We start from the raw sequence: 12,155 nt of genomic DNA, 5'->3' as shown, positions 1-12,155 counted from the left end.
GGGGTCTCTGCCATGGTCGTGGGCATGGACACGATCCCTGACGAGAACTACTCGGCTGGCTGGGTGGGTGACCGCCCGGAGTCTCCGCGCGTGGCGAGCGAGCGCGAGATCCTGACGTCCACGTTGGACTGGCATCGTCGCACCTTCGAGCTGAAGTGCGAGGGTCTGACGCCGGAGCAGATGGCCGTGCGGTCGGTGGAGCCGTCGAGCATGTCGCTGCACGGGCTGCTCAGGCACCTCACCGGCACCGAGCGCTGGTGGTTCCGCCTGCAGTTCGCGGGCGAGGACCTCCCGATGCTCTATTACTCCGACGAGCGACCCGAGCAGGACTTCGACGATACCGATGGTGACGTCGAGGCCGCGTGGGCGGCGTGGCGCGAGGAGTGCGCGCGGTCCAGGGAGATCGTCGCGGCCGCTTCGCTCGACGACACGGGCACGACCCGCCGCGACGGGGAGCCGTTCTCGCTGCGGTGGTTGCTGACTCATCACATCGCCGAGTACGCGCGCCACGACGGCCACGCCGACCTGTTGCGCGAGCGCATCGACGGGAGGACAGGCCACTGAACCCTTGGAGTGCGATGCTGGGCCGATGAACGCCGATCCCGATTCCGGCCTCCTCTCCCCGGTCCGCGCCGGCACGCCCGCCGAGGCGGCGACGGGTGATCTCGCCTGGTTGCGGGCCCTGCTCGACACGGAGGCGGCGCTCGCCAGGGCGCAGGCCCGCACGGGGCTGATCCCGCGGGAAGCCGCGGAGGCGATCACTGACGCGGCCGCGAAGGTCGAGATCGACGTGGTCGCGCTGGCGAGGGCGGCACGTGAGACGGCGAATCCGGTCGTGGGGCTGATCAAGGAGCTGACCGAGGCGGCCGGTACGGAGTACGTCCATCGCGGCTCCACCAGCCAGGACGTCTTCGACACCGCGATGATGCTGGTCGCCGCGCGGACAAGGGCGCTCCTCGCGGCCGACCTCGAGGCGACGGCGGACGCGCTGGCGGATCTCGCCCGCGCGCATCGCGACACGATCATGGCCGGGCGCACCCTCACCGCCCACGCGGTCCCGACGACGTTCGGGCTCAAGGCGGCGGGCTGGCGCCAGCTGACGCTCGACGCGCTCGCCAGGCTGAACCGCGTCGTCCTGCCTGTCTCGCTCGGCGGCGCGGCCGGCACACGAGCCGCGTATGCCGAATACGCGCGCCTCGCCGACCTGCCTGACGGCTATCCGCAGCGGCTGCAGACGGCCTTCGCCGAAGAGACCGGTCTCGCCGAGACTCCACTCCCCTGGCACACGCTCCGCACCCCGACGGCCGACCTCGCGGCCGCCCTGTCGTTCACCGCCGCCGCGCTCGGGAAGATCGCGGTCGACGTCCAGTTCTTGACGCGCACCGAGGTCGGTGAGGTCAGCGAACCGGCGGGCGAGGGCCGTGGCGGTTCTTCGGCGATGCCGCACAAACGCAATCCGGTGCTGGCGACGCTGATCCGGTCGGCCGCGCTGCAGGTCCCGGTGCTGACCACCGGCGTCACCCAGGCCCTGATCTCCGAGGACGAGAGGTCCGCGGGCGCGTGGCACGCCGAGTGGCAGTTGCTGCGCGAGTGCCTGCGCCTGACCGGCGGCGCCGGGCATACCGCTGTGGAACTCGCCCGCGGTCTGGTCGTCGACGCCGAGCGCATGCGCGCGAACCTCGCCCTCACGCACGGCCAGATCGTCTCCGAGCGGCTTTCGACCGTGCTCGCCCCGCTGCTCGGCAAGACGCGGGCCAAGGAGGTCCTCGGGCACGCGTCCAAACTCGCCTTGGCGCAGGACAAGCCCCTCCGTGAGGTCCTTTCCGGCCTGCCCGAGATAACCGGGGTCCTGCCCGCGGAATCCCTCGCCGACCTGCTGGATCCCGCGAACTACACCGGCTCGGCCGGGGTGCTCACGGACGCCGCGCTAGGGGCCTGCGAAGAAAATCCGGGAACTGCTTGAACCGGTCCCGAGTAGGGCCCGTGTAGGGGGTACAAGCTCACCGCGCCAAGCCGCGGAACCCCTACGGACAAGGAGAAATCCCATGCTTCGCAAGCGTTTCGTCGTCGCATCGGCGGCTGCGGCCGCGGGCCTGGTGGTGCTGTCGGCCTGCTCCGGTGGCACCGAAGCGGCGGGGCCCGCCGTCGCACCGGCCGCGGCGGTCGCCGGGGCGGGCGGAAACGCCCCCGCGGCCAAGGGTGAGACCAAGGTGGCCGTGGCCGAAGCCGGGAATCTCGGCCAGGTGCTCGTCGACAAGGACGGGTTCACCTTGTACCGCTTCGACAAGGACAGCGCGAAGCCGCCGAAGTCCAATTGCGACGGTGACTGCGCGAAGGCTTGGCCGCCGGTGCTCACCGAGGGCGACGTCAAGATCGAAGGCGTGGACCAGGCTCTGGTCGGCGAGGTGACCCGCGCCGACGGCCGCAAGCAGGTCACCGTCGGCGGCTGGGCGCTTTACCGCTACGCCAAGGACGCCAAGGCGGGCGAAGCGAAGGGGCAGGGCGTCGGCAGCACCTGGTACGCCGCGAACGCCAAGGGCGGCAAGGCCGGCCAGGCGGCGAAGGAGGCTCCGGCCGAACAAAAAGCGGAAGGCGCCAAGAAGCTGGTCGCGAGCAACGTCGACGGCATCGGACCGGCCATCGTGGACCAGGACGGCTTCACCCTCTACATGTTCACCAAGGACAAGAAGAACAAGCAGCCGACCTGCAACGGTGACTGCGCGAAGACCTGGCCGCCGATGCTCGCCGAGGGCGACGTCCAGCTCGAAGGCATCGAGTCGAAGCTGCTGGGCACGGTGAAGCGTGCGGACGGCACGACGCAGGTCACGGTCGGCGGCTGGCCCGTCTACCGCTACGCCAAGGACGCGAACGCCGGCGAGGCGAACGGTCACGGCGTCGGCGGCACCTGGTTCGTCATCGAGCCCGCCGGCTGCAAGAGTTCCGCGCCGGTGAAGAACAAGGCGGCCCAGAGCGGGAACGCCGCCCCCAAGAAGGAGGAAGGCGCTCCCGCCGAGTCCGGTGGTTCGGAGTACGGATACTGAGACCTAGTGGGCGAGGCCCGGTGGTCGCTCTTCACGAGCGACGGCCGGGCTTTTCTCATGCTTCGGCCGCGGCGAACCGTCCGGGACGGGTTCGACGACCGTGGCGCTGTCGGCCCGGTCCCCCACCACGGTGCTCTCCTCGTCCTCCGGCAGCAGCACCTTGTGCCGCGCGGGCAGGAACGCGATCACCAGGCCGAGCGCGGCGAGGCCGAGGTGCAGCCAGTTGTCCGGACCGTTGAGGTTGAACGGGTTCCCCGCCTGTGAGACCGGGTTCGTCGAAACGGTCCCGGTGATCATGAGCCCCCAGACGAACAGCGCCCCGAAGGCGGCGAACGTCAGGAGCCCGAAGACCCGGGACCGGCCCGAGCCGAAGGTCAGCAGCAGCCCGATCGCGCCCAGCAGGACGAATCCGAGGTTGTAGAGGGGATTCACCGAGAACCCGAGAACGGTCTCGTCGCTGCGGCCGATGAAATCGGCGAATCCCGTCCGGGTGAAGCCCACGATCCCGAACACCAGGTAGGCCACGCTCGCCAGCCCTGCGAGGACCTGCGCGGGCTGGAGTCCCGCCGTCCGGATACGTGCGCGTCGTACACGTGCCATTGCTCCGCCTTCCAGAGTTGGCCACCTAAATTCACGCTGGGGGACGAATACCCCGGGACCGTCCCGGACAAACCGGAAAAGCGCTTCCTGGCAACACCGCGCGTTCAAGGCGTCACAGTCTCGGTTTCAAACGAGACTTGCGTCACACGAACAGGTCAGCCGTGAACACGAACGGGTGATCCGGGCAACAACTCGTGTGGGCAAGGTGAGCGGAGTCTTCCTCCTGGCGGGGCTGTGCCTGGGAGCCATCGCGGCGATGCTGCTGGTTCCGTCGTCGCGTTCCGACCCGGCGGCGATGGCGGTCGCGGCGTCGGGGGACGCGGCGGTGATCATCGAGGCCGAGCCCGTCGAATCCCCGACGCCGTCCCCCTCGGCGGCGCCGGGGTCTTCGGCGCCCCCGAAGGCCGCGGATCCCGGCAAACCTGCGGCGACCGTCGACACCCAGGCCCTCGCGGGACTCGTCCCCGACGGTCAGGTCAGCGCGGTCGTCTACGACCGCGTGGCCAAGAAGACCACGGTTTCCGTCAAAGCGGACCGCTCCTACACTTCGGCGTCGCTCGTGAAGCTCCTCATCGCACTGGAAGCGCTCCAAGCGGGCACACCGCCGGGCACCGTGCAGCGGATGCTTTCGGTCAGCGACGACGACATCGCCAGCAGGCTGTGGACCGCGCACGGCGGGCCCGTCATCGTCACCCGCTGGGCGACCAAGATCGGCCTCTCCGGCACGCGCCCGCCCGAGGATCCCGGCCGCTGGGGTGACACCCGGATCACCGCCGCGGACATCGCGAAGGTCTACCGCTACCTGCTGGACCAGGTGGGCGTGGGAACGCGGACGACGATCATGCGGGCGCTGAGCGGCGCGACGGAGGCGGGGTCCGACGGGATCCGCCAGTATTTCGGGATCCCGGACGCCGTCGGTGACCTTCCCTGGTCGATCAAACAGGGCTGGGCGTGCTGCCGCGGCGCCCGGATCCTGCACAGCTCCGGTGTGGCCGGGAAAGACGACCGCTACATCGTCGTCGTCCTGACCTCCCAGCCGACGTCGACCACCTATCCCGGCGCCGGCAGGCGGGTGACCGAGGCGGTGAAAGCGCTGCTCCCCGCGTTGAGCCCGGCCTGATCGCACCTATTGACGACCTGTAAACAAGGTGGGACAGTGGCCGCACGCCACTCTTCCGGGAGGTCGTCATGAGCACCGAAGCCCGCCTACCCGCCGTGACCCCGCTCGGCCCGGATTCCGTTGCCTGGCAAGTGGTCGGCGACCGGAGACTGCTGCTCGGCGCGGGGACGGCGTTGCTGCTGCAGGTCGCGCATCCGGTGGTCGGCGCCGGTGTCCACGACCATTCGAACTACACCGAAGACCCGTGGGGCCGCCTCGACCGGACCATCGATTCGTTGCTGTCCCAGGTTTTCGGCGGCCAAGAGGCGGTCGCGGAGGCCGAGCGGCTCCGCGAGATGCACAAGGCGATCAAAGGCGTCGACCATCATGGCGAGCGCTATCACGCGCTGAACCCCGAGGCCTATTGGTGGGTGCACGGATCGACCTTCTGGACGACCGTCCGCATGCTGGATGTCTTCGTACAACCCTTGTCACGCGAGGAAAAACGCCGTTTCTACGCGGAATGGCGACGCCTCGGGCTGCTCCTCGGCCTTCGCGAGCACCACATGCCGGCGGACCTCGAAGGGTTCGAGGCCTACTTCGACGACGTCGTCGCGAACAGGCTCGAAGACAACCACACAGTGCGGGAGCTGCTCGGCTCGATCACCATGCGGGCCACCCCGCCGCCGCCGTGGTGGTTCTTGCCGGAAGCGTTGTGGCGCCCCCTAAGGCCGACGGGCGGGACCGTGCTGACCCGGTGCGCGATCGGCTTGCTGCCACCGGTTCTCCGCGAACGCTTGAGTCTCAAGTGGACAGACGCGGACGAACGCGGTCTCCGTCGGCTCGGAACGCTCACGAGGGCGGCCGGGAACCGGGTCCCCGACCGGGTTCGCTTGTACCCCAAGGCTTATCGCGCCCAGCGCGGCTAGCTATTCGACGACGTCGACCAGCGCGCCCTTGGCTCCGGTGTTGGGCAGGGGCCACGGGGCGACCCCGCCGTTGGAGACGATCTTCTTGTCCTGCGGCGCGCACGGCGGCACGGTCCGCGCGCCGATCCACGCCAGCACGTCGGGGACCTGCGCCTTGAAGGTGTTCATGTTGTGCCCGGCGTCCGGGATCCGCCACGACGAGAGCGTCGCGGGCGCGCGGACGGCCGTCTGCATCTGGTCGATCGAGAAGCTCTCGAAGTTTTCCTTCTCCCCGGCGATCGCGAGGATGTCGACCGGTGACGGGTGCTTCTGCAGGTTCACCGAGACCGTGTTCGCGTCGATGATGTCCTGCCTGCCCTTGAACAGGTTCTCGGTCTCCGCGTCCACCGAAGCCTTGTAGTAACCGCTGACGCTCGCCGCCTGGCCGTACCACTGCGGGTGCCGGGTCACCAGGTTCATCGCGCAATATCCGCCCGAGGACCAGCCCGCCATCGTCCACGCCTTCCGCTGCGGGTTGGCGCCGAGTTTGTCGATCGCCCAGTCGCGGATGTCGGCACTCAGGTAGGTGTCGTTGGCCGTCCCGTTGACCTGGTCGATGCACTCGGTGTCGTGCCCGATCTTCGGTTTCCCGGTCGGGTCCGGGATGATCACCAGGGTCGGCGGGAGCACGTGCTTCGCGATGGCCGCGTCGAGTTTGGCGGGCAGTTCGTACGGGCCGGTGACCACTTCGGGGCCGGACGGGTAGTTCGGGATCCATTCGATGACCGGGAACTTGAGCGACCGGTACGCCTGGTCGTAGTACTGGGGCGGGAAGTACACCGTGACGTCGCGCGTGAGGCCGGTGCGCTTGCCCGTCACCGTCATGTGCACGACGGAGCCCTTGCCCTCCTTGGCCCGCATCGCCCCGGCGTCGCGCAGCTTGTCGAGGTCCGAGCCGTTTTCCCCGGCGACAGCGTTGACATTGTCCCCGGAATAGACCCCGGTGCCGAACAGGGCGCCGACCGTCGGGAAGAACCCGCCGATCATGTTCCCGCCCATGCCGGTGCTGACCACGATCAGCACCACCGCGACGAGGATCGTGCTGCTGCGGCCGAGGACCTTCCGGCGCCAGCGCTCCCAGAGGAACGGCACCGCGATGATCGCGAGCAGCGTCAGCGTCACGACGATGACGAGGTTCAGCGTGGAATCGAGCCGGATGGCACTCAGTCCCAGTCCCATGGCGATCGTGTTCCTCCCCGGCCGCGGCACGCCCCCGCACCGCACTTCCCACATCTGGACCAAGAGACGTGCGACCACCGGGAAGTGTTGTCCAGGGTGACGCGAGTCACCCTGGACAAACCGTGTTCCGGGCTACTCAGCCTTCGAGGGCGGTACGCAGGACCCCGATCGCCTGCTTTATCGCCGCCTCCGCGGCATGCGTTTCGCGCAGCGTGTTCAGCATGACGAAGTCGTGGACGATGCCCTGGTACCGCACGGCCGTCACCGGCACTCCGGCCTGACGCAGCTTCGCGGCGTACGCCTCGCCCTCGTCACGCAGGACGTCGGCCTCCCCGGTGATCACCAGCGCGGGCGGCAGGCCCGCCAGCTCGTCGAGGCTCGCCCGCAGTGGCGACGCGGTGATCTCCGCGCGCTCCGCCGGGTCGGTCGTGTACTGGTCCCAGAACCACTTCATGCCTTCGAGCGCGAGGAAGTAGCCCTCGGCGAACTGCTTGTAGGACTCGGTGTCGAAGTTCGCGTCGGTGACCGGGTAGAAGAGCACCTGCTGGCGGAAGGTGACGTCGCCGCGCTGCTTCGCGAGCAGGGTGAGCGCGGCGGTCATGTTCCCGCCGACGGAGTCACCGGCGATCGCGATCCTCGTGCTGTCGAGCCCGTTCTCGGCGCCGTGCTCGGCGACCCACTTCGCCACCGCGTAGTTCTGCTCGATGGCGACCGGGTAGCGCGCCTCCGGCGAACGGTCGTACTCGGGGAAGACGACGGCCGCGCCCGCGCCCACGGCGAGCTCGCGGACCAGGCGTTCGTGGGTGTGGAAGTTCCCGAAGACCCAGCCGGCGCCGTGGATGTAGACGATCACGGGCAGCGGGCCGATCGCGCCCCGCGGCCGGACGATGCGGACCTCGACGCCGTCGACGTGCGTGGTCTCGACGTCGGCGGCGGGCAGTTCGACGTCGCCGCCCTGGACCTCGTCGACGGCCTTGCGTCCCTCGTCCGGCGGCAGCTGGAAGAGGAACGGCGGGGTGGCGGTCGCCTCGACGAAGGCCTGCGCGGCCGGTTCGAGGGCCAGGTTGTGCGGGTTGGCGGTCATTTCTGCCTCCTGGGAGCGAAGTCGATGACCTGAAGGTAGCTCACAACTCAGTTGTGCACAACTAAAATGCCCTCAAGGAGATTTAGTCCACTCAAGTGGCGGACTGAGGCATGATCGACGCACCATGGGACGAGGAGGACCGATGCCGACGGACAACACCGGATCGCTGTGCCTGGACGATCAGCTGTGCTTCGGGCTCTACGCGGCATCGCGGGCCGTGACCGCGCTTTACCGCGTGGTGCTCGACGATCTGGGCCTGACCTATCCGCAGTACCTGGTGATGCTCGCGCTCTGGGAGGCGGACGAGCGACTGGTCAAGGAGCTCGGCACCGTGCTGAAACTCGACTCCGGCACGCTGTCACCCCTGCTCAAGCGCCTGGAGAAGTCCGGCCTGATCCGGCGTGACCGGCAGGCCGACGACGAACGGTCGGTGCGCATCAGCCTCACCGAGGACGGCGCCCGGCTCAGGGACCGCGCGAGCGGGATCCCGAAGATCATCGGCGACGCGATGGGCCTCGACGCGGCCGGGCTCGCCCGCACCCGCGCGGAACTCGATCGCTTGACCGAATCCGTGAACGCCTACCGTCAGACCTACGTCCCGGCCGGTTAGCATGGGATTTCCGGCGCGGACAAAGGGATGACGATGATCGATCACGACGCGGCGCTCAAGGCCGTCGAGAACAGCTTGGACCGGCCCTCCGCGGCCCGGGTCTACGACTACTTCATCGGCGGCGAGACCAACTACGCCATCGACCGCCTCTTCGCCGAGAAGGTGCGCAAGCGCCTGCCGCTCATGGGCGACTACTGCAAGACCAGCAGGCAGTTCCTCGGCCGGGCCGTGCGGCACTGCGCGGAACTGGGCATCCGGCAGTTCGTCGACATCGGTTCCGGCCTGCCGACGGCGGGCAACGTGCACGAGGTCGCCGACGAGGCGCGACCGCAGGAGGACACGCAGGTCCTCTACATCGACAACGAGCCGATCGCGCTCGCGCATTCGACACTGCTGCTCGCCGACACCGCCGACCCGGACCGGCACCACGCGGTCGCCGCGGACCTGTTCGATCCCGAGGGACTCTGGGAACGGGTGATGGACTCCGGCATCATCGACGTCGAGGAGCCCGTCGCGCTGGTGATCAACGCGGTCATGCACTTCATCAAGGACGAGCAGGACCCGGACGCGCTGCTGGCCTTCTACCGCGAACGGCTCGCGCCGGGGTCGCTGCTGGTGCTCTCGCAGATGACCAACGAGAACCCGGCCAACGACGAGGAGCGGCAGGCGCTGCTCGACATCCTCGAGTACTACGAGACCACGACGAACCCCGGTTTCCTGCGCACGATGGACGAGTTCCGGCGGTTCTTCGGCGGCTGGCCGCTGCTGGAGCCGGGCCTGGTCTACGCGCCGGCGTGGCACCCGGACGAGAAGACGGTCTTCGCCGGGGCCCCCTCGGAATCCCGCGTGATCGGCGGCATCGCCCGCAAGCCGTAATAGCTTTATCGCGCGTGAAGGCCCCTTCCCCCTGCTCAGCCGAGGGAAGGGGCCTTCACGCGCTTTGTGACGCGCGTCGCCTTGCAGCGCAACTAGGTGCATATGAAACTGGGTGCATGGCATTGGAGCACGCGATCCTGGTTTCGCTGTCCGAGCGGTCCGGCTCGGGTTACGAGCTGACGCGCCGCTTCGAGAAGTCCATCGGACTGTGGTGGAACGCCACCCACCAGCAGATCTACCGCGTCCTCAAGCGGATGGAGGACGCGGGCTGGGTCGCCGTCGACCAGGTCGCGCAGTCCGGCAAACCCGACAAGAAGGTCTACACCGTCGGCGACGCCGGCCGGGCCGAACTGGCCCGCTGGCTCGCCGAACCCGATCCCTCGGCCACGGCCAGGGAACTCGCCGTCAAGATCCGCGGCGCGACGCTCGGCGAACCCGGCGCCGTCGCCGCCGAGATCACCCGGCATCGCGACGCGCACACGGACCGGCTCGACGCCTACCTGCTGATCGAGAAGCGCGACTTCCCCGACCCCAGTGTCCTCAGTGGACAGTCGTTGCACCAGTTCCTCGTGCTGCGAGGAGGAATCCGAACCGAACAGGGCCACGTCGAGTGGCTCGAGGAAGTCCTCCAGGCATTCCACCACGATGCGTAAGGACCCGGCGATGAGCCAGTACCCGAACCTGCTGTCCCCGCTCGACCTCGGCTTCACCACCCTGCGCAACCGGGTGATCATGGGCTCGATGCACACCGGCCTCGAAGACAAGGAAGCTCATTTCCCGCAACTGGCCGAGTACTACGCCGAACGCGCCCGCGGTGGTGTCGGGCTGATCGTCACCGGCGGGTTCGCGCCGAACCGGACCGGCTGGCTCCTGCCGCTGGCGTCGAAACTCTCGACGCGCGCGGAAGCCAAGGCGCACAAGCGACTCACCGATCCCGTGCACGAGGCGGGCGGCAAGATCGCGCTACAGGTCCTGCACGCGGGCCGGTATTCCTACCATCCGCTGAGCGTTTCGGCGTCGGGGATCAAGGCGCCGATCAACCCCTTCAAACCGCGGGCCCTGTCCGGGTACGGCGTGCTGCGGCAGATCCGCGCGTTCGCCGATTGTGCCTTCCTGGCCAAGGAAGCGGGTTACGACGGCGTCGAGATCATGGGCTCCGAGGGCTACTTCATCAACCAGTTCCTCGCCGAGCGGACCAACAGGCGCACCGACAAGTGGGGCGGTAGCGCGGAGAACCGGCGAAGGATCGCCGTCGAGATCGTGCGCCGCACACGGGAAGCGGTCGGCGAGGACTTCATCATCATCTATCGACTGTCCATGTTGGACCTCGTCGAGGGCGGTCAGAGCTGGGAGGACGTCGTCGCGCTGGCCAAGGCGGTCGAAGAGGCGGGCGCGACGATCATCAACACCGGCATCGGCTGGCACGAGGCGAGGGTGCCGACGATCGTGACGTCGGTGCCGCGCGCGGCCTTCACCTGGGTGACCGGGAAGCTCAAACCGCACGTCGGGATCCCGGTGGTCACGTCGAACCGGATCAACATGCCCGAGGTCGCCGAGGAGGCGCTGGCCGGCGGCGACGCGGATCTCGTGTCGATGGCGCGGCCGTTCCTCGCCGACCCGGAGTGGATCCGGAAGGCCGAGACCGGGCGCGAGGACGAGATCAACACCTGCATCGCCTGCAACCAGGCCTGCCTCGACCACGCGTTCAAGCGGAAGCTGGTGTCCTGCATGGTCAATCCGCGTGCGGGTCACGAGACCACGCTGACCCTGTCGCCCACCCGCAAGACCAAACGCGTCGCCGTCGTCGGCGCCGGTCCCGCCGGGCTCGCGGCCGCGACCAGCCTCGCCGAGCGGGGCCACGCCGTCGAACTGTTCGAGGCGGACGACGAGATCGGCGGCCAGTTCGGGATCGCGCGGAAGATCCCGGGCAAGGAGGAGTTCGCCGAGACCATCCGGTACTACACGCGACGGCTGGAGGTCACCGGCGTCAAGGTCCATCTCGGCACCCGCGCGACCGCCGAAAGCCTTGTCGAGGCCGGGTTCGACGAGGTCGTGCTGGCCACCGGCGTGACACCTCGGGTGCCTTCGCTCCCCGGCATCGACCACCCCAAGGTGCTGTCCTATGTGGACGTCGTCCGGCACGGGAAACCGGTGGGCGGCAAGGTCGCCGTGATCGGCGCGGGCGGCATCGGCGTGGACGTCAGCGAGTTCCTGACGCACACCACGTCCCCCGCGCTCGATCTGGACGCGTGGATGGCCGAATGGGGCGTCACCGATCCCGAGCGGGCGGCCGGCGGACTGACCGAGCGGAAGGTCGAGCCGTCACCGAGGCAGGTCTTCCTGCTGCAGCGCAAGAAGTCCGGCATCGGCGCGGGCCTGGGCAAGACCAGCGGCTGGGTGCACCGGGCCGCGCTGAAGGCCAAGCGGGTCGAGCAGCTCACCGGGGTCACCTACGACCGGATCGACGACGACGGCCTGCACATCACCGTCGGTGACGAGCCGCGCCTGCTCGCTGTGGACACCGTCGTCGTCTGCGCGGGCCAGGAGCCGGTGCGCGACCTCGCCGACGGCCTGCGGGCGGCAGGGCTGCCGGTGCATCTGATCGGCGGCGCCGACGTCGCGGCCGAACTGGACGCCAAACGGGCCATCGATCAGGGAACGCGCCTCGCCGCCGTTCTCTGACGAGTGGCGCGTGAGA

General features: G+C 68.9%; 12 protein-coding genes. 9 read left to right on the top strand and 3 right to left on the bottom strand.

The window, feature by feature from the left end; genetic code table 11:
- The first annotated feature begins 24 nt into the window (after nucleotides 1–24).
- From ACFOSH_RS09020 to ACFOSH_RS09010, 3 genes are all read left to right on the top strand, one after another.
- On the top strand, nucleotides 25–564 hold the full coding sequence (locus ACFOSH_RS09020; protein WP_378238271.1) for a DinB family protein: 540 nt from the start codon (nucleotides 25–27) through the stop codon (nucleotides 562–564).
- 25 nt (nucleotides 565–589) lie between these two features.
- The gene (locus tag ACFOSH_RS09015) at nucleotides 590–1,963 is read left to right on the top strand and encodes a class-II fumarase/aspartase family protein (RefSeq protein WP_378238270.1); all 1,374 of its coding nucleotides are present in this window, start codon (nucleotides 590–592) and stop codon (nucleotides 1,961–1,963) included.
- A gap of 82 nt (nucleotides 1,964–2,045) precedes the next feature.
- Nucleotides 2,046–3,041, top strand: coding sequence for an SCO0930 family lipoprotein (locus ACFOSH_RS09010; RefSeq protein WP_378238269.1), 996 nt, complete (start codon nucleotides 2,046–2,048; stop codon nucleotides 3,039–3,041).
- Between the two features lie 3 nt (nucleotides 3,042–3,044).
- Here ACFOSH_RS09010 and ACFOSH_RS09005 read toward each other — a convergent pair whose 3' ends face one another.
- On the bottom strand, nucleotides 3,045–3,641 hold the full coding sequence (locus ACFOSH_RS09005) for a DUF4383 domain-containing protein (protein WP_378238268.1): 597 nt from the start codon (nucleotides 3,639–3,641) through the stop codon (nucleotides 3,045–3,047).
- A 196-nt stretch (nucleotides 3,642–3,837) separates the two neighbouring features.
- On the opposite strand from ACFOSH_RS09005, the gene ACFOSH_RS09000 reads away from it, so the two are divergent.
- Both ACFOSH_RS09000 and ACFOSH_RS08995 read left to right on the top strand, forming a co-directional pair.
- On the top strand, nucleotides 3,838–4,761 hold the full coding sequence (locus tag ACFOSH_RS09000; RefSeq protein ID WP_378238266.1) for a hypothetical protein: 924 nt from the start codon (nucleotides 3,838–3,840) through the stop codon (nucleotides 4,759–4,761).
- A 68-nt stretch (nucleotides 4,762–4,829) separates the two neighbouring features.
- Nucleotides 4,830–5,669: an oxygenase MpaB family protein gene (locus ACFOSH_RS08995; RefSeq protein ID WP_378238265.1), complete on the top strand. Its 840-nt coding sequence runs from the start codon at nucleotides 4,830–4,832 to the stop codon at nucleotides 5,667–5,669.
- On the opposite strand, the gene ACFOSH_RS08990 is transcribed toward ACFOSH_RS08995, so the two are convergent.
- Both ACFOSH_RS08990 and ACFOSH_RS08985 read right to left on the bottom strand, forming a co-directional pair.
- Complete coding sequence (locus ACFOSH_RS08990) at nucleotides 5,670–6,887, bottom strand: alpha/beta hydrolase (RefSeq protein WP_378238264.1); 1,218 nt, start codon at nucleotides 6,885–6,887, stop codon at nucleotides 5,670–5,672.
- A gap of 136 nt (nucleotides 6,888–7,023) precedes the next feature.
- A complete protein-coding gene (locus tag ACFOSH_RS08985; RefSeq protein WP_378238263.1) occupies nucleotides 7,024–7,971 on the bottom strand; it encodes an alpha/beta hydrolase in 948 nt (315 codons plus the stop codon).
- 142 nt (nucleotides 7,972–8,113) lie between these two features.
- Between ACFOSH_RS08985 and ACFOSH_RS08980 the strand changes: the two genes are divergently transcribed.
- The 4 genes from ACFOSH_RS08980 to ACFOSH_RS08965 all read left to right on the top strand — a co-directional run bounded on the left by ACFOSH_RS08980 (nucleotide 8,114) and on the right by ACFOSH_RS08965 (nucleotide 12,139).
- A complete protein-coding gene (locus ACFOSH_RS08980; protein WP_378238261.1) occupies nucleotides 8,114–8,581 on the top strand; it encodes a MarR family winged helix-turn-helix transcriptional regulator in 468 nt (155 codons plus the stop codon).
- 27 nt (nucleotides 8,582–8,608) lie between these two features.
- Nucleotides 8,609–9,457 carry an SAM-dependent methyltransferase gene (locus tag ACFOSH_RS08975; RefSeq protein WP_378238259.1) on the top strand — a complete coding sequence of 283 codons (849 nt, stop codon included), beginning with the start codon at nucleotides 8,609–8,611 and terminating at the stop codon, nucleotides 9,455–9,457.
- A gap of 116 nt (nucleotides 9,458–9,573) precedes the next feature.
- The gene (locus ACFOSH_RS08970) at nucleotides 9,574–10,110 is read left to right on the top strand and encodes a PadR family transcriptional regulator (protein ID WP_378238258.1); all 537 of its coding nucleotides are present in this window, start codon (nucleotides 9,574–9,576) and stop codon (nucleotides 10,108–10,110) included.
- Between the two features lie 10 nt (nucleotides 10,111–10,120).
- Nucleotides 10,121–12,139, top strand: a complete 2,019-nt coding sequence (locus tag ACFOSH_RS08965) for an oxidoreductase (protein WP_378238256.1) — start codon at nucleotides 10,121–10,123, stop codon at nucleotides 12,137–12,139.
- Nucleotides 12,140–12,155: the final 16 nt, after the last annotated feature.

Origin of the sequence: Amycolatopsis speibonae, assembly GCF_042647925.1 — a bacterium.
Taxonomy (GTDB): domain Bacteria; phylum Actinomycetota; class Actinomycetes; order Mycobacteriales; family Pseudonocardiaceae; genus Amycolatopsis; species Amycolatopsis speibonae.
Note: the sequence above shows the minus strand (reverse complement) of the source record. Positions and strands in the feature narration are given on the sequence as shown.